We start from the raw sequence: 24,893 nt of genomic DNA on the forward strand, positions 1-24,893 counted from the left end.
GCGGCGTGTTACGGAATGCAACCCTGCTTCTCTGCCTCGTCTGCGCAGCTCCCGCGGCAGCGCAGCGGGATTCGGCGGCCCGCACGGTCGCGATCGAACGCGTGGAGATTGCCGGGCAGCGGCCGATGAAGGAGATCGGCGTACAGCGCACGCCGCTCGACAGCGCCGTCCTGCGCGACAACATCAGCGCCTCGCTGGCCGACGCACTGAGTTCGGGATCGACCATCTTCATCAAATCCTACGGCCGGGCGACGCTCTCGACCGCCTCGTTCCGCGGCACGGCCCCTTCGCACACGCAGGTGACATGGAACGGCATGAAGGTCAACTCCCCGATGCTGGGGCAGGTCGATTTCTCGCTGATCCCCTCCTATTTCATCGACGACGCCTCGATCTACCACGGAGCCAGTTCGGTAGGCATCACCGGCGGCGGGCTGGGCGGCGCCATCACGCTGGCGACCAAAGCCCCGGAGGAGCCGGGATTGGGACTGCGCTACGTGCAGGGCATCGGCTCGTTTACGACCTTCGACGAATTCCTGCGCCTGAGCTACCACGGCGAGCGGTGGAGTTCGTCGACACGCGTGTTGGTGAGTACCTCGGAGAACGACTTCCGCTACCGCAACTACGACAGCAAAAACTTCGTCACGGACGAAAACGGGCAGGTCATCGACAACTACTATCCCCTCCAACGCAACCGCAACGGCGCATTCCGCGATATACACGTCATGCAGGAGGTTTATCACACCACGCGCGGCGGCGACCGGCTGTCGCTGGCGGCATGGTACATGGATTCGCACCGCGGGCTGGCTCTGCTGACCTCCGACCGCAACTCGACGCGCGAAAAGCGCAATTCACAGGACGAGCGCACGCTGCGCGCCGTCGCGGGATGGGACCGGCTGCGCGGAGGGCTTAAACTGAGCGCGAAAGCCGGTTATACCTATTCCGACCTGCGCTACCTGATGGAATCCGACCCCGACGGGCAGGGAAATTTCTCGCCGATAACCGATGCGCGCAGCCGCATACACACCTTCTTCGCCAAAGCCGAAGCGGAGTATGCACCGGGTGAAAAATGGCTCTTCACTGCCAACGCCGCCGCGCACCAGCACCGCGTACACAGCGGCGATTTGTCGGTCATCGACGCCACCTCGGGCCGCCGCGCCGACACGCTCTACCGGCAGCAACGGTTCGAACTCTCGGCCTTCGCGGCGGTCAAATGGCGTCCCGTACCCCGGCTGGGCCTGGCGGCAGACCTGCGCTGGGAACTCTACGGCAACCGTTCGACGCCCATCATCCCGGCGCTGTTCGCCGACTGGCTCCTGTCGCGGCGCGGCAACGTCGTGGTGAAAGCATCGGCGGCCCGCAACTACCGCTTCCCCACACTCAACGACCTCTATTTCCAGCCCGGGGGTAATCCCGACCTGAAACCCGAACGCGGATGGACTTATGACGCAGGAGCCGAAACGTCGCTCAAAGGCAGTGGGAAATCGCTGCACGCGTCGGTCACGGCATTCGATTCGCGCATCGACGACTGGATTCTCTGGATCGAAACCACGAAGCAGGGAGTTTACACTCCGATCAACGTCCGCCGCGTGCACAGCTACGGCATCGAGGCGAAACTCTCGGCCCACGCCACGACTGCCGGGGGCTGGCGGCTGGTCTTCGACGGAAACTGTGCTTGGACCCGCTCGGTCAACCGCGGCGACAAATTCTCCCCGGCGGACGAATCGGTCGGCAAACAGTTGGTCTACATCCCGGTCTGGTCGGCGGCCTTCACCGCACGCGTAGCATGGCGGCACTGGGAACTGAGCTACAAATGGAACTGGTACAGCGAACGCTTCACCATGTCGAGCAACAACCTCGGGGTCCTGGGGCGCGTGAAGCCCTATTTCATGAGCGACATCTCGCTCGAAAAGGGATTTGAATTCCGCTGGGCGTCGCTCTCGCTCAAAGGCGTCGTCTACAACCTGCTGAACGAAGAGTACCAGTCGGTGCTCTCACGGCCGATGCCGCGGCTCAACGCTTCATTTTTCATCGGCATAACCCCTAAATTCCGCAAACGATGACCATTCGCGAACAACTCCTCGAAATGGCCGAACCCGGTTATCGCGATTTCCACGCCTCGCTGCTGCCGGGCGTCACAAATATCATCGGCATCCGCCTGCCGTTGCTGCGCGGGATCGCCCGCGAGATCGCCCGCGGCGACTGGCGCGCCTTTCTCGCCTCGGACGACATACTCTACTACGAAGAACGGATGCTGCGGGGACTGGTGATCGGATATGCCAAATGCTCGCCCGAAGAGAAGCTCGGACACGTCGCGCGTTTCGTTCCGAAGATCGACAACTGGGCCGTCTGCGACTGCTTCTGCTGGAAACTCAAAGCCGCCGAACGCGAACCGATGTGGCGGTTTATCCAGCCCTATTTCCGCTCCGAAGCCGAATACGACCAGCGTTTTGCGGTGGTGATGGCGTTAAGCAATTTCGTGGATGCGGAGCACCTGGAAGCGCTGCTGAAACACTTCGAAGCCTTCCGCCACGAAGGTTATTACGCCCGCATGGGCGTCGCATGGGCCGTATCGCTCTGCTTCATCCGTTTTCCGGAACGGACGATGCGCTGGCTCGCGGCGCAATGCCCGCTCGACGACTGGACCTACAACAAGTCGTTACAGAAGATCGTCGAATCATACCGCGTCACGGACACCGACAAGACCGCCGTCCGGGCCCTGAAGCGGCGTGCAAAATAACCGGGGCCGGCGAAAAGGATTCGGAAAATAATATTATCTTTGTATTACAAAAAGATACGACACCCGCCATGCGCAAACTGGTAATCATTCCGACCTATAACGAAAAAGAGAACATTTCGGCGATGATCGACAAGGTCTTCTCGCTGTCCGAACCCTTTGAGATGCTCGTCATCGACGACGGTTCGCCCGACGGCACGGCCTCGATCGTCAAGGATCGCCAGAAAGAGTTCCCGGGGACGCTCCACCTCGTGGAGCGCGCGGGAAAACAGGGCCTGGGCACAGCCTACCTCACGGGATTCCGCTGGGGACTGGAGAACGGATTCGACTATATCTGCGAAATGGACTGCGATTTTTCGCATAATCCCGACGATCTCGTGCGCCTCTACCGGGCTGCAGCCGAAGGCAACGACGTGGTGGTGGGCTCGCGTTACATACAGGGCGTCAACGTCGTCAACTGGCCCATGTCGCGCCTGTTGATGTCCTATTTCGCCTCGATGTACGTGCGCATCGTCACGCGCATGCCGCTGCGCGACGCCACCGCCGGATTCGTCTGCTACTCGCGCCGGGCGCTGGAGACGATCGACCTCGACGCAATCCGCATGAAGGGCTACGGCTTCCAGATCGAGATGAAATATTCGGCCTGGCGGCTGGGGATGAAACTCAAGGAGGTGTCGATCATCTTCGTCGAACGCCGCGAGGGAACGTCGAAAATGAGCGGCGGCATCTTCGGGGAAGCTTTCTTCGGGGTGCTGAAACTCCCCTTCCGCCGAATTCGCAAACGTCAGTAGGAAACCGGGAACAGCGCGGCCCGGCTAAAAGGTAAAGAAATAATTCATAAAGAAATTCCAGAACGTCACCACGCCGATGGCAAAGAGTTTCGCCAGGTAGAAATTCAGGTGGAACCGGTCGTGCAGGACGTAGATGGTGGCGTTGTTGATCACCAGCCCGACAGCCGCGATGCCCAGGAACCGAAAGTACTGGCCCGTGATGTCGGGATTTTCGTTCTGGAACGTCCAGATGCGGTTGAGAACGTAATTCGAGGTCGAAGCACAGAGAAATCCCAGTGAATTGGCCACGTATTTATTCAGCCGCAGCCACTCCTTCGAGAGGTAGGTGATGCCGAAATCGACGAAGACGCCCGAGCCGCCGACAACGCAAAATTTAATAAACTGTTCGATCATATTTTTCCGACCTCCGTCGGGACGGATTTTCCGTTAAACCAATTCGTATAGCCTTCGCGGCGCAGCGCAAATCCCACATCGAAAGTCTCGCCGGCCAACTGCGGCGGGACCGTGAACGTAACGGTGCGCATCAGCGTATCGCCGGCCGGAATCCGGAAGGATTCCCCGGTCGGGAACTCGTCGACCCGGAAACGGCCGTGCTTCCACAGGATCACCAACTGCGTATCGCCCCTTCCCACCTCGATCGGATAGGGATAGGGATTCGAGATGCGCAGTTCGAGGTGCAGCGTATCGCCCGCAGCCACCTTTTCGGGCAGGCCCGTAAAGGCTACGTCCACCAGGCGCACGGGATGAAACTTCGGGTCGACGAACCAGGTGAAATGTTTCCCGTTAGCCATTCGGATGGTCCGCACCTGCCGGGTGCTGTCCGAAACCGTTCCGTCGGGGCACTCGATGAGCACCTCGCGGTCGATGAAACGCGTATCGTCGTCGCGGAACTGCCATTGATGGGTACGGTAGCGGATGTTGGGCTGGCAGTAGGCCTCGCCGCCCGTGTAAAAGGCGTATTTGGCCGCAACGGCGTAACCGTAGCGAAAAATCACCGGGCGGCCGTCGGCCTCCTCGGCAATGGCGGCGTAACTCTCCGGATTGTTGAATACTTCGAAGCGGATGCCCAGCGGGTTGAAAATCATCACCAGACGCACCAGCACGATCAGCCCGATGGTCACGCCTCCGGCCCGCATCAGGTAACGGCGCGTGCGGGGATGCCGCCGTGCATAGGTGAAAAGCACATATACCAACCCGAAGCAGGCGACGATAACCCACTGGGGCTGGACGTATCCGCGCAGCGACGAAAGCACGAAGAAGGCGATGAAGGCGACGGGCAGGAGTTTCAGCGCCCGGCCGACAGGGGTCTGCGGCTTCACCTTCCGCCACGCCTGCACGTAAAGCGGCAGGAAGAAGGGATTGAAGACCACCAGCATGTTGGCCAGGAATTCGAAGACGTAGTTGGGTTTGAAGACCGAATTGCGGCCCGAAAGGTGGTAGGCGAACGACGCCCAGTCGTGATCGTACTGCCACATGAGGTGCGGAACGAGCAGCAGCAGCGCAACGGCCCCGCTCAGGTAGAGCGCCGGGCGCAGCAGTTGGCGCGGATTGGCGGCCAGTGCGAAAAGGACCACCAGTGCACCGTGGTATTTGCTGTATGCCATCAGCGCCATGGCGGCGCCCATCCACAGCCACGCCCAGCGGCGGCCTTCGGAAAACCATCTGAAAGTCAGCAGGAACAGCGCCGTGGTAAACATCAGCGGCCCGTCGGGCACGGCGATAAAACCGTAGAGCTGGAGCATCAGCGTCGCAGCCGACAGCACGACGAACAACCCGGCATCGCGGCGGTCGGCATCCGCCGGACGAATCAGGCGCCACAGGATCCAGAGGTAGAGGGGTTGCAGCACGGTGAAGAAAAACCGCACGCCCAGTTCCCCGCCGAAGAGATGTTCCCCGGCCCAGACCAGCAACGCCGTCACGGGCGGATGGTCGAAATACCCCCACGCGAGCCGCTCGGCGAACATGTGGTAATAGGCCTCATCGTTGGCGAGCTGGGTAAATCCGGCCTGCACGAGGTTAGCGACCCACCACACCCCGAGCCACAGGAGGACCAGTTTGTCGGCTCCCAGCGAGGCATATGACTTTTTGAAAGATGCTTCCATACCGGGAAGCAAAGGTAGAAAAATTTCTCCGTTCCGCCTAAAAATGCCCCGGATTGTCCCCGAAAAGCAAGACGCATCCCCGCCGCGCACATCCAGGCTCGGATTTGCCGGGCCGACCGGAGCGGGAACACGGTGCAAATTATTTTTTCAGGCCGGGACAGGGGCGGTCTGGTAAAAATGAATTACTTTTGCAATCGCTATGAAAACCAGACAAGAACTGACCGAAATCCTCGATTTCATTGCCGATTATTCGACCTACCTGCTCGCGTCCGGCGTCCACACCTCGCGTGTGATCCGCAACTCGCAACGCATCGGCGCATCGCAGGGAATCGACATCCAGTTATCGAGTTTCCAGAAAAGCACGATCCTCACCGTCCGCGACGAAGAGACGGGCGAAGCCATCACCCGCGTGGTACGGATTCCGGCCCTCCCGATCAGTTTCGAACGTAATTCCGACCTCAGCGCCCTGAGTTGGGACGCCGTCGACGAACAGCTCCCGCTGGATGAAATCCGCCGGCGTTACGGAGAACTGATCGAAAAGCCGCGCATCGATCCGATTTTCGTACTGGTGACCGTCGGGTTGGCCAACGCCTCGTTCTGCCGGCTCTTCGGCGGCGACTGGACAGCCGTGGGGATCGTATTTACCGCAACGCTCGTAGGCTTTGCGGCCCGGCAGCGGATGCAGGCGCACGGCGTCAACCATTTCCTGATTTTCATCATCTCGGCCTTCATGGCGTCGCTGTGCGCATCGTCGGCCCTGCGCTTCGACTGTACGGCTGAAACGGCCCTCGCCACGAGCGTCCTGTACCTCGTACCGGGCGTACCGCTGATCAACGGCGTGATCGACATCGTCGAAGGCCACATCCTGATCGGGTTCAGCCGCCTGATCAACGCCCTGCTGCTGATCATCTGCATCGCCATCGGGCTTTCGGCCACGTTGTTAATGGTTAAAAACAGCCTGCTATGATTGTTGCCGACATCCTTCTCGACGGGCTTTTCGCGGCCGTGGCGGCCGTCGGCTTCGGCGCCATCTCCGACCCTCCGATGCGGGCTTTCCCGCGCATCGCCCTGCTGGCCGCCGTGGGACACGCCCTGCGTTTCTGCCTGATGAATTACACCGGAACGGACATCGCCACCTCGTCGCTCTGCGCAGCGATGGTCATCGGATTCGGCAGCCTCTGGCTGGGCCGGGGCATTCGCTGCCCGATGACGGCGCTCTACATCCCGGCGCTGCTGCCGATGGTTCCGGGCATCTACGCCTACAAGACGGTCTTTTCGCTCATCATGTTCCTCCAGTCGCTCAACGACCCGGGACAGGGCATGCAGTACATGCAGTTGTTCTTCCTCAACGCGACCGTATCGCTGAGCGTGATCGCCCTGCTGGCCGCAGGAGCCACCCTGCCGATTTTCGTCTTCAACCGTCGGGCCTTCTCGCTCACGCGGCGTACAAAAAACGACAAATAAACGCCCTGCATGGAAACATTCTGGAATACCATCGCCTCTTACAACGCCGCAACCTGGCCCACGCAGATCGTACTGACCCTGACAGCAGTCGTACTGACCCTGCTGCTCTACTTCCGCCCCTCGCCCGGCGTGCGCATCGCAATGAAGGTGTTCATGGCGCTGCTCAATTTCTGGATCGCCGGGGTCTATTACCTCGTCTATTGCGAACCGCGCGAATACAACGACCTGCTGGCGCTCTTCTGGGCCATCATGGGGTCCATCTGGGTCTACGACCTCGTGGTCAAACACGCCTCGCTGGAACGCACGGGCAACCATACGGCGTTCGCGGTGCTGTTGTTCGCCATGCCGCTCATCTACCCGCTGTTCTCGCTGGCGCTGGGCCGCACGTTCCCGATGATCACCTCGCCGGTGATGCCCTGTTCGGTGGCGGTCTTCACGATCGGGCTGATGCTGGCGTTTTCGGAACGCGTCAACATCGTGCTGGCGATGTTCCTCTGCCACTGGGCGCTGATCGGGCTTTCGAAAGTCTACTTCTTCGGCATCCCGGAAGATTACCTGCTCGCTTGCAGCATCGTCCCGGCGCTCTACCTCTTTTTCCGCGAATACATCCGCAGCAACGCCGGGCGGCCGATGAAGCCTTCGCCCAAGGTGCTCAATGCGCTGCTGGTCGTACTGTGCCTGATCATCGGATGCTTCTTCGCCTTTACGATGCTGCACCAGCTCAACCTGTTCACCGACATTTAACGACGCATACCGCAAAAAAGAAGCACCCGGCAATCGGGTGCTTCTTTTTTTTGCGGACCGGCGACAATTACTCGTTGCGGCGCAGGTCCCATTTGTTATTGACGTTGATGACGGCCTTCACCAGATCGTCGCCGTAAACCGCCACGTTCGAATGGGTCTGTCCGTAAGTCATCGTAGCGTTCGCGGCTCCGGCGAAATCCATCAGGACGATGCCGGCGTTTCCGCGGAAATCGAACCGGTTCAGCTTGTCCGCCGTATAGCGGTTATAGAGGTTGGCGCAGTAGTCGTAGTCGCCCACAGCTCCGAAAATACTGATCCCCGACACACTGCAATGGGCCGTATCGTAACAGCTCACGTAGTTCATGCACCAACGCGCAGGATCGGTCGCATTGTAGGCGTAGGCGATGCAGTCGTCGATGGCGGAATACTTGCTCACACCGTCCGAAGAGCCGTTCTTGATGTTGTAGAGGTCATTGACCTTGATCTGTGCCACCTCGCCCGTGTTGCCGTGGAGCGTGGTTTCGAAGACGACCTTGTCGTGCGTCCAGTTCAGGTAAGCGCCGAAATACGCCCCGTTGTTCGAAGACTTGTAATCCTCGCGGACGACGAAGAGAATTTTGCCCCGGGCGTCGGCCAGCGTCATCCGGGGGCTGAAATCGGCGACGTATCCGTTGCAGTGGGTTTTGATAAGATTCACCACACTCTTGTCCCAGCCCGTTTTGCCCGAGCCGCTGGTGTTCTCGTATTTCATGTGCACGAGGACCGTCTCACCCGGATGCTCGTCGAGGAAGCGCACGAAACGGTCGAGCAGGTGCGAGAGCATAAAGGGCGACAACTCCTGCCGTCCCTCGGCGCCGGGCGTGAAGCCGCCGAGCGTCGGGTCGCCCAGCAGGGCGATGCCGTGCTGGATCGGAAGGTCCTGCACCGAAGAACCCGATGCGCTGGGGCGCAGGTCGAACATTCGGACCCCGGCGGCAAGCTGCTCCTCGATGGAGAGCTCCTGCGCCTTGATTATCTTGGTCACGTTCATATAGCCGAATACGACATTCTGCAACCATTTGAGATGATAACGGTCGCCGGGCATGCCGGCCTTGTACTCGTAGTGCGAACCGTACATCGTGCAGGCGTCGTGCGAACCGGGCATGGATACCTGCGACAGGTAGGCGTTGTCGGGCAGGTATTTCATCCAGTCAGAGTAGTCCTCGGTTATGCGCTGCGCCTGTGCCGGCATGTCGCCGATCGTAAACGAATAGCGGTGTCCGGCCTTGAGCGTGGCCGGCGTCGTGTAACTGTAAGTCTTCCCTTCCGTGGTTACGGCCGACAGCGTCAGGCCATGAATGTCCTGCGGCAGCATGAATGCCGTAACCAGTATTTTCGAACCGGCGTTCAACTCGATATAAGGCGTACTCCCGGTCGTCATGTGCAGCGCCAGCACTTTGGAACTCCGCTCCGGATCGACCGTACTGCTGTTCGTCGCGATGTCGTGCGTAAACGTTCCGGCCACCGCGTCGTTCTCGCTCGACAGGACGAGCTTCTGAACTTCGACGGTCTCGGAGAATCCCACCTGGACCGTCACCGTAGTCATCAGCGGGCGGAAGGTAAACGGAACCTCCTCGCCGCGCGCAACGCCTTCGGCACAGGCCGACATATAGGCATACTGCATGTTGCACTCCCCGTTGTTGTAGGTCTGTACGGCCGGAATCGCCGTCAGGACGATCGAGCCACTGTTGGCCTTGATCGCTTCCGAGGGGTAGAACGCATAAAAATCGTGGTGCGTTCCCGAGCCCCAGGACATCCCGGTATCGCTCAGGTCGGCTTCGCTTTCGGTCGGCCCGGACACACGGACTTCGACCGAAGCCTGCTGCGGGGCGGCCAGGGGACAGATGATCTCTACCCGGTCGCCGGTGCGCCAGTAGATCGGATAGGAACCGCTCGTAAGCGGGCCATAAGCTGTACGGGTTTCGGACTCCGGCGAAGGATCGTCGTTGTCGATCGAAAGGCGGTATGCGATGGGATCGCCCGCTGCCGCAGGTTCTTCGGGCTGGGGCCGCGCCGTTGTTTCGACATCGTCCTTCCCGCATCCCGCCAGCAGAAGCGCCAGTATCGACAACCGGAAAACAGAGGTATACTTCATACTTTTATCGATTATCAATAGGTTAAACTTCCGTCGTCCGAATAGTCTACCGAGGCCGGCCCGAGCTCGCCCCCATTGGGCTGAGAGATCGCGAACCCTGCCTCCACCGCAACAGCGAATACCTCCAATTCCGGCCTTATGTAAGTTGCTTTCATCAGGTATATACTTTAATATATAAATCGGGACGGCTGTCACCCGTCCCGATAGTATAGAATTTGTCTTCCCGGAATTACTCGATCGTGTAGGTGAAATTCGCAAACTCTACGTGGTAAGAACCGGCGGTACTCATAATCTTGATCATGATGCGCTGTCCGTTCGAAACCGTGAACGTGTGGGTCTGCGTGCCGGAGCGGCATTCGTTGTCGTTTCCGGCAATGATGTTGTTACGGTCTCGGAGCCAAGCCTCGGTAATCGGACCGTTGCCCGTCACGCCGATACGGTACTTGATATTCACCAAGGCCCGGTTGGTCGCAACCTCGAAGGAGATTTTCACGGTCTTCTGGCCGTCGCACTGAATCGGAGCCGTCACGAACGCACCGTTATTGCTACTGTTGGTTCCGGCGGGAACCTGCAACTGGATACGGTTCTTCTTGAGTTTGTCGTCGCCGTTCTTGTCGCTCTTGATCTCGGCGCGGTAGAAATACCAGCCGTCGAAAAGGCCTGCCGGATCGTACTGCGGATCGACATAGTAGAAACCGTTGTCCTTCCAGGTATCCGAACCGTATTTTTTGTCGATTTCATCGGGAACCGTGATCGTAACGGTCTTCTTGTTGCAGGGAACGCTCATCGTATAGTGATGGTTGCGCTTCAGACCGGCCAGCGTAAACGACTTGTCCGAATAAGTCAGGCCGTCGGTGGTCGTAACCTGCACGTTCATCGTCGAATGGATGCTTACCGGCAGCATACCGATCACGAACTCTTTCTGGCTGGTGGGAATGACGATCTTGTTGCATACGCTCGATGCGATGAAAGCGCCGTCCGAACCGACCGAACCGGCCGTCGGCATCACGTTGGCGCTGGTGGTGATCGTAACCAGCTTGGGGGTTTCGTTGGCGCCCAGCCCGAGGGTCATCTTGATACGGGCCATCAACGGCTTGAAAGTCAACTGGACGGGCAGGATAGTAGTATCTTCGTCGATCACGAACGGCTCCTCCCACACGTTCGAATACATATAGTCGTAATCGGCCAGGTTCGCCGTGCAGTAGGCGTCGCCCCACGTATGCTTGAACGTTTTGTTGACAGCGTCGAACGTAGCGCCGCAACTGTACGGATAGTGAGCCGCAGCGAGCATATAGCTGCCGACGGGAACATCGCCCGAGAACGTCGTGGTAGCACCCGATTTGTCGGCCGTGAATTCGAACTTCTGCGTCGTGGCGCCATTGTAGAGGAACACGGCGACTTTGTCGCCTGCAACCCACGAGGTCGTCGTTCCGTCCACCGAGGTGCGGGTTTCGGAAACCGCATCTTCGGGAATCGTCACCTGGACGTATTTCTGCATGTCTGCGGGAGCGGATACACCGTCGTCCTTGCTACATGCGCTCATGCCGACTGCGGCAAGCATGGCTATAACTACTAATTTTTTCATAGTGCATTCTGTTGTTTTGAGGGTTGATTTTCGGAAACTCGGTCGTTATTCGTAGTCATCGTAGGACATCGATCGCGTGCCTCCGAGCTCACCGCCGCCGGTTCCCGGCTCGATGTCGCTGCTTGCAGCAAATCCTTTTTCGACACGTACGGAGATCTGGAACAACTCCGGGGCCTCATAGGGCATTAACATTTTTTTCATAACTTTCTTCGTTGAATGTGACGTTGCGTTTAATTTATTTTTGAATTCTGTGGTTCAGGTTCTTACGCAGAGCACCCTGACGCTGCGCGTTTCTTCGTGTCCGAAAAGGCGTATCTCCACGACGGCCGTCCGCTCATTGGTGCGGTGCAGTTCATGCAACTGCGCTTCGACCCTCAGTTCCTCCTCCTCCGGAAGCCGTTGCACGGACCACTGGTCCTGCAGGCGGGGAGCATACACACAGACCCTCCCCTCCTCCAGATAAGCCAGCAGATAGCGCATCGCCGGATTCGGCGTCTCCTTTGCCGCGAATGTTACAGACCGGGACATACAATAGATCATTCCCGGATTATTCGACAATGACTGCACGGTTCAGTTCCGGTTCGGCAAAACGGTTGTTCGTATCGCCCTCGGCCTTCTTGACCAGACGTTCGGGAGCTACACCGTACTTATTCTTCAGCAGGTTGTAGACATACTCCATCCGCTGCTCGCTCAGGCGCTGGTTCAGCTCCTTGCTGCCGGTAGCCTTGTCGGCCGAACCGATCAGCGTAAAAGTCTTGTCCTTGTCGGCCTTGATGGCGTTCTTGACATAAAATTCGAGGTTCGTAAGCTCCTTGCTGTCGAGCGTAGCCTTGCCGATCTTGAAGAAGAGTACCACGGGCGATGCGGAAACCTTCTGCTCGACAACGACCTTGGCCGGCGCGTTGCGCAGTTTCTCGTTCTCGTCGCTCAAGGCCGAGTTCTTCGACGAAAGGTCGTCGTTGTTCGCCTCGAGGCGCTGGATGCGGTTGAGATAGGGTGTAACATCCACCGGCTGCACGCTCGATACGCGCGAGAAACCACGGCGGTTGAATTTGTAAGCCAGACCAGCCGTTACCGAAAGCATGCCCTCGCCGATACGTCCGCCGGTTACACCGTCGAAGCGCTGGTTGACAAGCAGGCAGCGGGCCTCGAGCGTCAGGTCGAGCGACTTGCAGAGGCGCACGACATTCAGCAGGCCGATATCGAAGCCGATTTCGTTGTCATGAGTATCGTTGCCGTAAGAGCGCGCCCAGCCGACACCGGCATAGGGTACGAAGTTCCACGTACGGTCCTCCTTGTAGCCGCTCACGGCATTCGAGAAGTTCCACATAGCGTCGGCATGCAGATACATTACGCCGAATTTCTCCTGGAACAGGCCGCCGTCGGCGCCCTTGGCATAGATCGTTCCGGCGGTCGTCCAGCCTTTGGCCTGAAGGCCCGCGTATCCGACACGCGCACCGATCGACGGCGTGAACCATTTACCGACATGGATGTCCAGCGCCGGGGCCAGGCGTTTACCGAATTTACCTTCGGAATCGTTCTCGCCGAAATAGAGGTTTACACCACCGGCGACTCCGACGAAAATATTATCGAAAAAGCGATTGGTTTCATAAGGACCGCGTACAATGCGGTTTTGCGCATCCCGGTTGCCATTCTCCTGAGCCGAAGCGACTCCGCTGGCGAAGACAAATAATGCAATGATGTAGAGACGTTTCATTTTGTTGTTTATTAAATGGTTAATTGTGTTGTTCTGCATGTTCTGTTGTTTGTAAGTTAATATGTGGTAATTTGGCCCTGCTTCGCTCCGACAATGCAGGGGAATCGAGTTCATCGATGTAGATGTTCGAAAGGTATTCGCGCGTCAGCGCATCGTACTGTCTGTTCACCTTGTACAAAGGCTGCATGGTGTAGGTGTTCTCGTACGACCAGAACCCGTTTGAAATTTCATGCATGCCGCCTTCCAGCCGTACGACCAGATCGTACAGGCTCGGCCGGACATTGGGATTCCATTCGTAGGTAGTGCGGCTCGACTGGATGTCGCAGGTCACGAAGTCGGTCCTGGCGACCAGTTCCCGCAGGGCCCGGCGATACATATAGGTATCCGCATTCGGGGTCAGGCATGCCGTCAGCAACTCGGGACTCTTCATAGGAGGAACCCCGGCTTCCGCAGCTTTGCGCAATGTGAGCAGAATCTTGACTGCCCATAAAACCTTAGGAGAGAGTGTCAATTTGTAAGTTGTTTTATTTCAAATAGTTACACTATCTTCCCGAGTCCCATTACTATAAATAATGGGTCTTGTTTACCTAAAGCGCTGACAGTCAGCTAAAAAATAGCAGATTTGGACACGATGAAAAGAAAAAAAACCGAATGTTATGCCCGTCCACCGGTTTCGAAGATCAGATAACGATACAAAATGCAGATAATCAACAGATTAAATGATAATATGCATTTTTTTCTTATAAAATATTTGGTTATAATTATAAATAACCTTACTTTTGCAGATGACGGGAATTGTTTAAATAGCAATCATTTATATCCTGAAGACACATTATTTATAGTAATGGGNTACCGACATGGATGTCCAGCGCCGGGGCCAGGCGTTTACCGAATTTACCTTCGGAATCGTTCTCGCCGAAATAGAGGTTTACACCACCGGCGACTCCGACGAAAATATTATCGAAAAAGCGATTGGTTTCATAAGGACCGCGTACAATGCGGTTTTGCGCATCCCGGTTGCCATTCTCCTGAGCCGAAGCGACTCCGCTGGCGAAGACAAATAATGCAATGATGTAGAGACGTTTCATTTTGTTGTTTATTAAATGGTTAATTGTGTTGTTCTGCATGTTCTGTTGTTTGTAAGTTAATATGTGGTAATTTGGCCCTGCTTCGCTCCGACAATGCAGGGGAATCGAGTTCATCGATGTAGATGTTCGAAAGGTATTCGCGCGTCAGCGCATCGTACTGTCTGTTCACCTTGTACAAAGGCTGCATGGTGTAGGTGTTCTCGTACGACCAGAACCCGTTTGAAATTTCATGCATGCCGCCTTCCAGCCGTACGACCAGATCGTACAGGCTCGGCCGGACATTGGGATTCCATTCGTAGGTAGTGCGGCTCGACTGGATGTCGCAGGTCACGAAGTCGGTCCTGGCGACCAGTTCCCGCAGGGCCCGGCGATACATATAGGTATCCGCATTCGGGGTCAGGCATGCCGTCAGCAACTCGGGACTCTTCATAGGAGGAACCCCGGCTTCCGCAGCTTTGCGCAATGTGAGCAGAATCTTGACTGCCCATAAAACCTTAGGAGAGAGTGTCAATTTGTAAGTTGTTTTATTTCAAATAGTTACACTATCTTCCCGAGTCCCATTACTATAAATAATGGGTCTTGTTTACCTAAAGCGCTGACAGTCAGCTAAAAAATAGCAGATTTGGACACGATGAAAAGAAAAAAAACCGAATGTTATGCCCGTCCACCGGTTTCGAAGATCAGATAACGATACAAAATGCAGATAATCAACAGATTAAATGATAATATGCATTTTTTTCTTATAAAATATTTGGTTATAATTATAAATAACCTTACTTTTGCAGATGACGGGAATTGTTTAAATAGCAATCATTTATATCCTGAAGACACATTATTTATAGTAATGGGCCTTGTTTCTTACATCTGCAAAGATTTTCCCTTTCATTTATTTAGTCCGAATGTCGCCAAAGTTGGCCTGAACGTCACAGATTAATGATTTTCCGATTGGCTCTGTCGATGACGTTGTGATCGAGTTGCGCAAGATAGACGCGCGTCGTTCGTTCGGAGGTATGACCCATGCCGGCGCTGATGATCGTAAGCGGAGTTCCGCAGTCGCGAGCCAGCGTCGCCCATGAATGCCGGGCCACATAAAATGTCAGCGGTTCGGAGATTTCCAGCAGTTCGCCGATTTTACGGATAAACTTGTTCAGTTCGCGCTGTTGCTGGCGGTAGGCGCGGTAACTGTCGTCCCCGTTCAGCACGGGCAGCACATACAAAGAGTCGCTATCGTATCGGTCGATGATCTCCTGCAGGGGCGCCTCGATGCGCAGGGAGAGCATCTGTCCGGTTTTCTTGCGTTTATAGGTCAGCACACCGTCGCTGATGTCGCATTTCCGCAGGTAGATCATGTCCACGAACGACATTCCCCGGGTGTAAAAACTGAACATGAAAAGGTCGCGGGCCAACGCATATTTGGGGTGCATGGCCGACAGGTCGGCATCGTAGATTCGCCGGAGGGTCTCACGCGGCAGGGCGCGCTTGCGGGTGGCCACCTGCTTGATGCGTTTTCGGTAAAAGGGATTGCCGGAAGTCGCGGGGAAAAGCCCGCTTTCGATCGCCCGGTTGTAAACGGCGCGCAGGTATCTCAGGTGAAATACAATGGTATTGGTCCCCAAGCCCCGGGCCAGGAGCCATCGTTCGTAACGTTCGAGCCATTCGGCCGTGAATTGCTCGGGATACAATTTACTGCCACCCAGATACCGGGTAAGCATGCGGTATGCCATTTGGTAATTTGCAGTAGAACCGATCCGTCCCGTTCGCTCATACTCCGCGATGTGGAGCGCGAAACAGGACATGAAATCAGGGCCTGTCTTGTTGCGGGATCGCCCCGCGAATAGAGTTTGTCCCATGTAGGTACGGCGGGACGTGCCGACTAAATCTGGAGAGTGCGTCATAGAATAAAATTTAGTGAAATTGCGTTGCAAGATATAAAACCACAAATCAAAGACCGCTTAAAGTCTTGTAAATATTTGCAGTAACGGAGGGACGTTCGACCTCCGGGCACAGTTTCGAGAACCGAAAAGACCATGGGCAGGCCTAACTGTACACTGATATGGGAAACAAGGAATGCAAAACAGCGAGAATTATCTTTCTGTCGCTATACTAACGCAACAAAATATAATAATATTGCCGGGCCAACACGCCCAAACAGCGTATTTACCATGCTGACAACATGCTATTTAGGAGAGAAACCCTGTTATTTCGAAACATGATCGACCACAATCACGAAGCAAAGTAAACGGCCAAAAACGTCCGGCAGCCGATCCCCCAAAAACGGCTGTTACATACTTACGGCCTCGTTTTTATAATTTTTTTAAAAACTCCCGAACGGAATTGTCCGGGAAGTGATTCTGGGTTCTTCTTTTTTCCATTTGCCAAAGTTGCTTCGGCATAAAACAAACAGTCTCTTTCTTTCAATTTTTTTTGCATTTTTCTTCATTTCCGGTGTTTTTCAGATCTCCGACACCCGGGATTTCAGTGAAATTCCACCGGGTTTTTACCCGGTCCAAATCACTTTTGAATCGTTTAAGCAGCCTGATCGAATCGAGATACCACCCCAAAACAAAAAAAACGATCCCTCTCAGGATCGTTTTCCGCACCGGCCTCAAAACTTGGAAGAAACCGTCAATAAGATATTTGATTATTTCAGTAAAACAGTTACCCGTATTACCCGGCTTTTCGCAGCAGATTTATTCGTCAGATGTTCACCAGCTAAACCCTGACAAAAGCAAAACGGCGCTTAATCAGTTGATTAAGCGCCGTTTTCCGTACCCGGAGCCGGGGTCGAACCGGCACGACATTGCTGTCATTGGTGTTTGAGACCAACGCGTCTACCGATTCCGCCATCCGGGCAAGTCTGCTTACGCAGCGAATCGGGTGGACAAAGATAGGAGATTTTCGTAACTTTTCAAAAAATACGGCTATTTTTCGAAGAAAGCCCTGATTTTTTTCGCTTTGGCCGCACCGACGAGCGCTGACAACTCCTCGATATTGGCGGCACGGACTTTCTCCACCGTACGGAAATGTTGCAGCAGGGTCTGGATCGTCTTGCCGCCAACACCCTCGATCTGCTCCAGTTCGCTGTGGATAAACGCCTTACTGCGTTTCTGGCGGTGGAAGCTGATCGCAAAACGGTGTACCTCTTCCTGAATATGCGACAAAAAATGGAAAAGAGGCGAAGTGGGACGGACGCCGACCAGGAGGGGCGGAAAACCATAGAGCAATTCGGAGGTGCGGTGACGGTCGTTTTTGGCCAGTCCGGCAATGGGTATATCCAACCCGAGATACTCCAGCACTTCGTGAATCACGCCCATCTGCCCTTTTCCGCCATCGGCGATAATGAGATCGGGCAATTCAGCCCCTTCTTCCTGCAGACGGCTGTAACGGCGGTAGACGACCTCACGCATCGAAGCGTAGTCGTCGGCGCCCACCACGGTCTTGATGTTAAAATGGCGATACTCCTTACGCGACGGCTTTCCATCACGGAACACCACGCACGAGGCCACCGGATGGGCGCCCTGCAGGTTGGAGTTATCGAAACATTCGATATGCCGCGGTTGTTTATCGAGGCACAACGCTTTTTGGACGGCATCCATCAGCCGCTCGGTATACCGTTCGGGATTCTTGATTTCGAGGTTTTTCAACTGTTCGGCGCGGTAGATGCGGGCGCTCTTCTGCGAAAATTCCAGCAGTTCGAGTTTTTCGCCGCGCTTCGGGACCGTAAAGGTAACGCCGTCGAACAACAGCGTTGTCGAAGGCAGGAACGGAACGATCACCTCCCGGGCCAATTCGCCCCCGGCGATATGTTCGACGATATGCTGGATGGCCAGCGTCAGCATGTCCCGCTCGTCGCCCCCGATACCGGTCGAGAGTTTCACCGTCGAGACGCCCACGATCGAACCGTGGCGGATGCGCACGAAATTGCAATAGGCCACATCGTCATCAGGCAGCAGCGAAAAAACATCGACATCGACGATCTTCGCACTGACGATCACCGACTTGCCCGCATAGTTGTCCAGCGCGTCGATACGTTGTTTATACCGCTGCGCCAGTTCGAATTTCAGCCCGGCGGCAGCGCGTTCCATCTCTGCTTCGAGGTACTGGCGCACGGGGCGCAGGTCGCCTTTCAGCACCGAAACGACCATATCGACGAGTTGCGCATACTCCTCCCCGGACTGCAGCCCGACACACGGTCCCTTGCAGTTGCCCAGGTGATACTGGAGGCAGACCGTATACTTACCCTTAGCGATCAGGTCCGGCGCGAGATTGAGTTTGCAGGTACGCAGGGGAACCACCTCGCGGATGAAGTCGAGCACGCTGTGCTGCATCATCACCGAGCCGTAGGGGCCGAAATACTGCGAGCCGTCGCGCGTCAGGATGCGCGTGGACTGCACGCGGGGAAAATGTTCCTTCCGCACGACGATCCATGGATAGGTTTTATCGTCTTTGAGCAGGATGTTGTAACGCGGCTGAAGGCTTTTGATCAGCGAGTTCTCCAACAGCAGCGCATCGGTCTCGCTCCCCACGACGATATGGCGGATTTCGGCGATCTGCTTCACCAGCACGCGCACCTTCGCGCTGTGCTCCTTCGACTGCACGAAATACGACGACACGCGCTTGCGCAGGCTCTTGGCCTTACCCACATAGATAATCGTCCCCGAGCGGTCCACGAATTGGTAGACGCCGGGCGACAGCGGCAATAAGGCCACCTGTTCCTTCAGATTCGGTTTTTCCGTTTCAGCCATACGACCTGCAAATTTAACAAATATATTGCAAAACAGAAGGATTGTAAAAAGGTTCTCATTTTTTGTTATATTCGTCGAAAGCAGTATATTTGTGGCTCACTATCAGACCCAAGCCCATGAGAAAACTTTTCCTCCTGCTCCTCGCCGGGACACTCTCCACAGCGTGTATCGACAAGGATTACGATTTAGAAGACATCGACACCGACAACGTCACCATCGGCGGCGATGAATCCAAGTTCACGATTCCGCTGGCCAAAGTGCTCGTTTCGATGAACGAACTCGCCGACGGCGGCGTCAACATCGAGGCCATTTTCCGGGAAGCCGACATCTGGCTTCCGTCGCCGCTTCCCGAAAACAAACAATCGGTCGACCTGCAACTGTTGCAGACCAGCCAGAGCGAAGTCGACAAGCTGCTCGAAGCGCTGACGGCGCAGATGCTCGCCGACGACAATAAACTGAATGCCGTCGCCGACCTGCTGTGCGAAGACAAATACATCGGAACGTTCCTGCCCCTGCTGCCCGCAGGTACGACCGTCGACCAGTTCAAACCGGTCTTCATCACGGTCTTCAAGAACGATGCTACACTGCGCGAAACGCTCAGCGACGCAGTGAAAGCCGAGGCCCGCAGCTACCTGACCACGCTCCGCATCGAACCGCTCGACTATGAGGTCGGCCACATCGACATCGGCAGCGACATCGTGGACATGCTCGCCGACAACCTCGACCCGGCGACTGTGACCAACCCCAAGAATACGCTCTACCTGAAAGGCTCGATCGCCAACGAACTTCCGGTTTCCCTGCATATCGCCCCGCTCTTCGACCCGACGGAAATTTCATTCAACGTCGACGTAGTCGCCAACACGCAGGCGAACCCGATTCCCGACACGCGGCTTTTCGCCGAAGACCTGCGGACGATCGTCGAGGGCATCACGATCCGGATTCCCGTGACGCTTAAAACCTATTTCCCCGGCAAAGGATTCCAGGGAAATATCCAGCACCAGATCTCCATCGACCTGAGCCTCCTCAAAACGGGAGGACTGAAACTCGACATCTAACCCGCATTCCACCATGAGAAAGATAATCACCCTTATAGCAGCTGCATTCCTGGCGACCGGCACCGCAGCCCAAAATCCCACGGCCTACTTTATGGAGGGTTCGACCCTCCGCAGCCAGTTCAACCCCGCCTTCGCTCCGCTGCGCGGCTACGTAAACATCCCCGGCCTGGGCGGACTGGACATCAACGCCAGCGGCAACCTGGCCCTCGACAACATCCTCTATCCGCGCAACGGCAAGCTGGTGACGCTGCTCGACAGTTCCGTATCGTCGGCCGATGCGTTGGCCAACCTCAAGAACAAGAACCTGCTGGGCTCCGACTCGAGGATCAACATCATCGGCTTCGGCGCTTTCACCCGGAACCACAAGAATTTCTGGTCGTTCGACCTCAACGCCCGCGTAAATGCCGATGTCAACCTCCCCTACTCGCTCTTCGAGTTCCTCAAGCGCGGCCAGGACGGCGACATCCGCGATATCGGCGTCACGACCCACAACTACCTCGAAGCGGGCTTCAACTACTCGTTCCCGCTGATGAACGACCGGCTCTACGTCGGTGTACGCGCCAAGTTCCTGATGGGTATCGCCCGCGGGAAACTCAACTACGACCATTTCCGGGTATCGCTTGCCGACGACGCCTGGAAGATCGACGCCATCGGTCAACTGGACGTTACCGGCGCCGGAGCCGCACCCGAAGACATCAACTACGCTGAAGACGGGACCTACAAACTGGGGGACTTCGACAACTTCAAACCCACCAAACCCGCCGGCTACGGTTTCGCCGTCGACCTGGGCGCCACGTACGACATCCTCGACAACCTGCAGGCGTCGCTGGCAGTCACCGACCTCGGATTCATCAGTTGGAGCAAGAAGTACAACAGCATCGGCCTTTCGTCCAAGTCAATGGAGTTCTCGGGCGTGATCGTCGACGAGAACGGACAGAGCGAACAGCCCGATTTCGACCTCAACATCCTGGAATTCACCCCCAACGGCTCGAAGAGCGTTTCGAAGATGCTCCGCGCATCGATCAACGCCGGACTCGAATACGAGGTATGGCGCCATAAAATCGGCATCGGCCTCCTGTACACGGCCCGCGTCTGGGAGTACAAGACCCTGCACAACATCACCGGATCGGTCAACTTCCACCCCATACGCTGGTTCACGGTTTCGGGAAGCTACTCGGTGATCGACAACCGTGGCGGAGCCATCGGCCTGGCGCTGAACCTCTGCCCGAGCTGGATCAACTTCTTCCTCGCAACCGACATCGTAACGGCCAAGCACACGCCCCAATGGATTCCCATCAAGCAAAGCACGATGAACGTGACGCTCGGTCTGGGCGTACCCATCGGCAAGCGCAGCCACCGCATCGCGGCGTATGTCCGCGAAAGCGACAAGCGGTAAAAACCCGCCCCGCAACCAAAACAAATCCCGGCTTGACAGCCGGGATTTGTTTTGCACGACCGGACTAAAAAAGGCCGGCACAGACACCTCGGTGCGAAAAAAAAACGGATTGACCGGGTAAAAAGGCCCTGCCGCTTCGATTTTTTGGGCGCACCCATATCACTTTCAGGCAAAGAGGTTGTAAATTCAGAAACTTTCTTTATCTTTGTCGCGTAAGGAAGCCGGAAATGTCTTTCGACACTCCCGGTTCTCGAATACATTGCGGCGGCCCTAAAATCTGTGTGAAGTTGCGTCACTATTTTTGAATTCTTCAAAAACGGGCCGTCGCAATCTTTTCTTCACTTTCAGCAAGAACCATACCGTTTTTATCCCCCGTCCAACGCTCCAGCGCTGCACGCGTCGCTTCGCGTCCGGCTTCGATAATCTCGTCCGAATGGTAAAATTCGAACATGCCGAAACTGTCAGCCGGCATTTCGACCATGATGTCGGGCTTGTAAAGCCGGCTCATCAGTTGCGTAATACGCTGCTGCATGATCTGCGACGAGGCGATCAGCACTTTATAATAATTCAGCGAGGCATTGGCCCGCTGAGCAGGGTTGGCCCCGAACCGGGCACTGACATCCACAGCGATCAGCAGGTCGCCCTCCGCACGCTTCACACGGTTCAGCGGTAGCGGGTTGACTGTGCCGCCGTCGACCAACACCTGTCCTTCGCGATGCACGGGCCTGAAAACCGAGGGGATCGAGATCGACGCACGAATGGCGTCGTACAGACCGCCCCTGTCGAGCACGACCTCGCTTCCCGTCAGCAGGTCGGCCGCCACAGCCGTAAACGGCACGGGCATCTGCTCGATTTCCATGTCCGGAACCAACTCCTTCATGGCCTCCATCACCCGGTCGCCCTTGACCAGCCCTTCGGTGCTCAGCGCAAAATCGACCAGGCTGAAGACCTTGTACTTATCGAGTGCACGCATCCACTCCTTGAACGGTTCGAGATGTCCCGAAGCATATACGCCCCCGACCAACGCCCCCATCGAGGTCCCGGCAACGGACGTTATTTCAAATCCCTGGCTCTCCAACTCTTCAATGGCCCCGATATGGGCCACGCCCCGCGCGCCGCCGCCTGCAAGCACCAGCGCCGCTTTTCTCTTTTTCATATATTCTTCTTATTAATACGGTCCCGAACCTTATTCCATGCGTGGGTCCCGAAAAGACAGCTTGCACGCATCGTGCCGCACATCTCCCGCAAACGCGACATCGGCGCGACAAAACTCAGCACCGACTCCCCGACCCACGGACGCACCGAAGGGTCGAACAACCCCAGGAAGACGCTGCGCCCGCCCCGGCGGTTCTCCTGCACGGCCTGCGTCACGACGGCGCTGCACCCCGATCCGAACGGCGCACGCACGGCGTCGTCGGCATTGTTGTCGTAAACGGCCCACGACACCAGTCCGGACAGCACGTCCGGCGTAGCCAGAAAAAGCATGCCATCTGCCATACCGAACGCTTCCACAGCCTGCAGCGTGTCGATACGCGCAAAATTGAGCCATGCCCCCGAAGCCTCCGGCACGCCGAGCCGTCCGATAAAATCCAACACCATTTCGGGCGTCTGCTTATAGTGTTCCTTCTGCGACACGAAAGTCGGCACGAACGGCGGCATCGGGGTAAAGCCGGTATAGAACTTTCCGCCTCCGCAACCGATATTCCCGGCATTGAGACTCACCGGAAGTCCTTCGCAGGCCTCTCCCAGCGCCTTGAAAAAGCACCCTTCGATTTTGGGAACAGTACGCACCGGCTCCGGCGAATACCAGAACAGCAACGGCAGTCCCGCTGCCGGGCCGAACGCCTCCGCATAGGCGGCGGCAAACTCTTTTGCATCCATAATCAATCCGTTATTACATAATCCATTGCCACGTCGTGCGGCTCTGCAGGCAGTTCCCCGATCAACTGGCAGGCAAAACACACGCCGACCTTCACGGCCTTCACTCCCGGCTGCGAGAGGTATTTGTCATAGTAACCCCGCCCACGGCCGCAGCGAACGCCCGAGGTCGTGAACGCCGTACCGGGAACGATCATGAGGTCGATCTCCGAGGGGCCGCACAACCGCGCTGCCGGCCCCGGCTCGGCGATACCGAAAGCGCCCGGGCGCAATGTCTGCGGATCGTACTCATAAAACCGCATCACGTCGCCTTCGACGCGCGGGACAACGATGCGTTTCACCGCACCCCACTGCACCAGCGCCTCCGCCGTGTCCGGCTCATCGGACAGCGAGCAGAAAAACCCCACCGTCCGGGCCGCGCCGAAAGCCTCCAGCCGCCCGGCCCAGCCGAAAATCCGCCGCGAGGCCTCGGCCCGCTCCGCAGGAGTCATTCCGAGCGCCTGTTTGCGCATTGCGGCGCGTAGTTCTTTTTTGGTCATAAAACCCTCCTTTCAGGCATAAAATTCCCGCCCGTTTTTATTGTTATTCCGCAAACAATGGCTATCTTTGCCGAAAATAAATTTCGGCTTAGATAGGCAGCACCCCGGCATAGTCAATAACTGGCCTCTGCCCTCGGTTTGTGCTATCTTTGCGTGCGAAATAAAAGCAGAACACAAATCATTAACAAATATAACAAATTAAAATCATTATGAGCTGTTTTCTATCTAATTCCTCGCTTGGCAAGAAGTTAGTAATGAGCGTGACGGGCGTGTTCCTCGTGCTCTTCATCCTCTTCCACATGTCGATGAACATTACGGCGATCATCTCGCCCGAGGCCTACAACATGATTTGCGAGCTGCTGGGCGCAAACTGGTATGCGCTGGCCGGAACGGCCGTACTGGCGCTGGGCGTCTTCGTCCACTTCCTCTACGCCGTCATCCTCACGCTGAACAACTACAAGGCGCGCGGCTCGCAGCGTTACGCCGTGACGGTTCAGGAGCCGGGCGTGGCCTGGGCTTCGAAAAACATGCTCGTACTGGGCTTCATCATCCTGGGCGGCCTTTTGATCCACCTTTTCAACTTCTGGTCGAAGATGCAGCTCGTGGAGATTCTGGGCGGACACGAGAACTCGCTGGGCCTCGATCCCGCAGACGGCGCTTCGCTGATCGCCTACACCTTCTCGCAGTGGTACTACGTGGTGATCTACCTCGTGTGGTTCGCCGCCCTGTGGTTCCACCTCACGCACGGTGTATGGTCGATGTTCCAGACCGTGGGCTGGGCTAACGACACGTGGTATCCCCGCCTGAAGTGCATCGCCAACATCGTGGCCACGATCGTATTCCTCGGGTTTGCAGCCGTGGTGCTCGTTTACTTCCTTTTCCCCTGCATCGCAGGCGTATGCTAATCACCCCATTGTAGAA

Annotated in this window: 23 protein-coding genes and 1 tRNA gene; 9 read left to right on the forward strand and 15 right to left on the reverse strand. The window is 56.5% G+C overall.

Annotated elements, in window-relative coordinates; genetic code table 11:
• Positions 1–5: 5 nt before the first annotated feature.
• The 3 genes from KG007_RS11130 (at position 6) to KG007_RS11140 (ending at position 3,525) form a co-directional block, all read left to right on the forward strand.
• Positions 6–2,060: a TonB-dependent receptor plug domain-containing protein gene (locus tag KG007_RS11130; RefSeq protein ID WP_213348910.1), complete on the forward strand. Its 2,055-nt coding sequence runs from the start codon at positions 6–8 to the stop codon at positions 2,058–2,060.
• The gene (locus KG007_RS11135; protein WP_213348912.1) at positions 2,057–2,737 is read left to right on the forward strand and encodes a DNA alkylation repair protein; all 681 of its coding nucleotides are present in this window, start codon (positions 2,057–2,059) and stop codon (positions 2,735–2,737) included. The genes KG007_RS11130 and KG007_RS11135 overlap by 4 nt, the downstream gene beginning before the upstream one ends.
• Before the next feature lie 68 nt (positions 2,738–2,805).
• Positions 2,806–3,525, forward strand: a complete 720-nt coding sequence (locus tag KG007_RS11140; protein ID WP_195458633.1) for a polyprenol monophosphomannose synthase — start codon at positions 2,806–2,808, stop codon at positions 3,523–3,525.
• A gap of 24 nt (positions 3,526–3,549) precedes the next feature.
• Here the strand turns inward: KG007_RS11140 and KG007_RS11145 are convergent, their stop codons facing one another.
• Positions 3,550–3,918 carry a GtrA family protein gene (locus KG007_RS11145; RefSeq protein WP_195458634.1) on the reverse strand — a complete coding sequence of 123 codons (369 nt, stop codon included), beginning with the start codon at positions 3,916–3,918 and terminating at the stop codon, positions 3,550–3,552.
• Entirely contained in the window at positions 3,915–5,627 is a 1,713-nt protein-coding gene (locus KG007_RS11150; RefSeq protein WP_213348914.1) for an ArnT family glycosyltransferase, read from the reverse strand. Before KG007_RS11150 ends, KG007_RS11145 begins: the two co-directional genes overlap by 4 nt.
• Positions 5,628–5,826: 199 nt before the next feature.
• Between KG007_RS11150 and KG007_RS11155 the strand changes: the two genes are divergently transcribed.
• From KG007_RS11155 to KG007_RS11165, 3 genes are read left to right on the forward strand one after another with little or no spacing between them, the layout of a single operon-like run.
• Positions 5,827–6,594 (forward strand): threonine/serine exporter family protein, encoded by a 768-nt coding sequence (locus tag KG007_RS11155; RefSeq protein WP_195458636.1) that lies wholly within the window; start codon positions 5,827–5,829, stop codon positions 6,592–6,594.
• Positions 6,591–7,091 (forward strand): threonine/serine exporter family protein, encoded by a 501-nt coding sequence (locus KG007_RS11160; RefSeq protein ID WP_213348916.1) that lies wholly within the window; start codon positions 6,591–6,593, stop codon positions 7,089–7,091. The genes KG007_RS11155 and KG007_RS11160 overlap by 4 nt, the downstream gene beginning before the upstream one ends.
• 9 nt (positions 7,092–7,100) lie before the next feature.
• The gene (locus KG007_RS11165; RefSeq protein ID WP_213348918.1) at positions 7,101–7,835 is read left to right on the forward strand and encodes a DUF6064 family protein; all 735 of its coding nucleotides are present in this window, start codon (positions 7,101–7,103) and stop codon (positions 7,833–7,835) included.
• Positions 7,836–7,902: 67 nt separating this feature from the next.
• Here the strand turns inward: KG007_RS11165 and KG007_RS11170 are convergent, their stop codons facing one another.
• The 10 genes from KG007_RS11170 to uvrC form a co-directional block, all read right to left on the reverse strand.
• Positions 7,903–9,969: a fimbrillin family protein gene (locus tag KG007_RS11170; RefSeq protein ID WP_213348920.1), complete on the reverse strand. Its 2,067-nt coding sequence runs from the start codon at positions 9,967–9,969 to the stop codon at positions 7,903–7,905.
• A 229-nt stretch (positions 9,970–10,198) separates the two neighbouring features.
• A complete protein-coding gene (locus tag KG007_RS11175) occupies positions 10,199–11,554 on the reverse strand; it encodes a fimbrillin family protein (RefSeq protein ID WP_195458640.1) in 1,356 nt (451 codons plus the stop codon).
• A gap of 45 nt (positions 11,555–11,599) precedes the next feature.
• Entirely contained in the window at positions 11,600–11,755 is a 156-nt protein-coding gene (locus KG007_RS11180) for a hypothetical protein (RefSeq protein ID WP_195458641.1), read from the reverse strand.
• A 54-nt stretch (positions 11,756–11,809) separates the two neighbouring features.
• Entirely contained in the window at positions 11,810–12,094 is a 285-nt protein-coding gene (locus KG007_RS11185; protein WP_249413326.1) for a hypothetical protein, read from the reverse strand.
• 7 nt (positions 12,095–12,101) lie between these two features.
• Entirely contained in the window at positions 12,102–13,271 is a 1,170-nt protein-coding gene (locus KG007_RS11190) for an OmpA family protein (RefSeq protein WP_213348922.1), read from the reverse strand.
• Between the two features lie 19 nt (positions 13,272–13,290).
• Positions 13,291–13,701: a hypothetical protein gene (locus KG007_RS11195; protein ID WP_229095341.1), complete on the reverse strand. Its 411-nt coding sequence runs from the start codon at positions 13,699–13,701 to the stop codon at positions 13,291–13,293.
• 677 nt (positions 13,702–14,378) lie between these two features.
• A complete protein-coding gene (locus KG007_RS11205) occupies positions 14,379–14,789 on the reverse strand; it encodes a hypothetical protein (RefSeq protein WP_229095341.1) in 411 nt (136 codons plus the stop codon).
• A 493-nt stretch (positions 14,790–15,282) separates the two neighbouring features.
• Positions 15,283–16,254: a tyrosine-type recombinase/integrase gene (locus KG007_RS11210; RefSeq protein WP_195458644.1), complete on the reverse strand. Its 972-nt coding sequence runs from the start codon at positions 16,252–16,254 to the stop codon at positions 15,283–15,285.
• 874 nt (positions 16,255–17,128) lie between these two features.
• A tRNA-Leu gene (locus tag KG007_RS11215) sits at positions 17,129–17,212 on the reverse strand.
• 68 nt (positions 17,213–17,280) lie between these two features.
• Positions 17,281–19,104, reverse strand: coding sequence for an excinuclease ABC subunit UvrC (uvrC, locus tag KG007_RS11220; RefSeq protein WP_213348924.1), 1,824 nt, complete (start codon positions 19,102–19,104; stop codon positions 17,281–17,283).
• Between the two features lie 116 nt (positions 19,105–19,220).
• Between uvrC and KG007_RS11225 the strand changes: the two genes are divergently transcribed.
• Positions 19,221–20,159: a hypothetical protein gene (locus KG007_RS11225; protein ID WP_213348926.1), complete on the forward strand. Its 939-nt coding sequence runs from the start codon at positions 19,221–19,223 to the stop codon at positions 20,157–20,159.
• 13 nt (positions 20,160–20,172) lie between these two features.
• The gene (locus KG007_RS11230) at positions 20,173–21,555 is read left to right on the forward strand and encodes a DUF5723 family protein (RefSeq protein WP_213348928.1); all 1,383 of its coding nucleotides are present in this window, start codon (positions 20,173–20,175) and stop codon (positions 21,553–21,555) included.
• Between the two features lie 310 nt (positions 21,556–21,865).
• Here KG007_RS11230 and KG007_RS11235 read toward each other — a convergent pair whose 3' ends face one another.
• Genes KG007_RS11235 through KG007_RS11245 form a run of 3 tightly spaced genes read right to left on the reverse strand, consistent with a single transcriptional unit; the run spans position 21,866 to position 23,972 of the window.
• Positions 21,866–22,711, reverse strand: coding sequence for a patatin-like phospholipase family protein (locus KG007_RS11235; RefSeq protein WP_213348930.1), 846 nt, complete (start codon positions 22,709–22,711; stop codon positions 21,866–21,868).
• Positions 22,708–23,436, reverse strand: a complete 729-nt coding sequence (locus KG007_RS11240; RefSeq protein ID WP_213348932.1) for a DUF169 domain-containing protein — start codon at positions 23,434–23,436, stop codon at positions 22,708–22,710. Before KG007_RS11240 ends, KG007_RS11235 begins: the two co-directional genes overlap by 4 nt.
• Before the next feature lie 2 nt (positions 23,437–23,438).
• Positions 23,439–23,972 carry a 5-formyltetrahydrofolate cyclo-ligase gene (locus KG007_RS11245; RefSeq protein ID WP_213348934.1) on the reverse strand — a complete coding sequence of 178 codons (534 nt, stop codon included), beginning with the start codon at positions 23,970–23,972 and terminating at the stop codon, positions 23,439–23,441.
• A gap of 209 nt (positions 23,973–24,181) precedes the next feature.
• Here KG007_RS11245 and KG007_RS11250 point away from each other — a divergent pair, with 209 nt between their 5' ends.
• The gene (locus KG007_RS11250) at positions 24,182–24,877 is read left to right on the forward strand and encodes a succinate dehydrogenase cytochrome b subunit (protein ID WP_195458651.1); all 696 of its coding nucleotides are present in this window, start codon (positions 24,182–24,184) and stop codon (positions 24,875–24,877) included.
• Positions 24,878–24,893: the final 16 nt, after the last annotated feature.

This window comes from Alistipes montrealensis, assembly GCF_018362775.1.
GTDB classification, from domain to species: domain Bacteria; phylum Bacteroidota; class Bacteroidia; order Bacteroidales; family Rikenellaceae; genus Alistipes; species Alistipes montrealensis.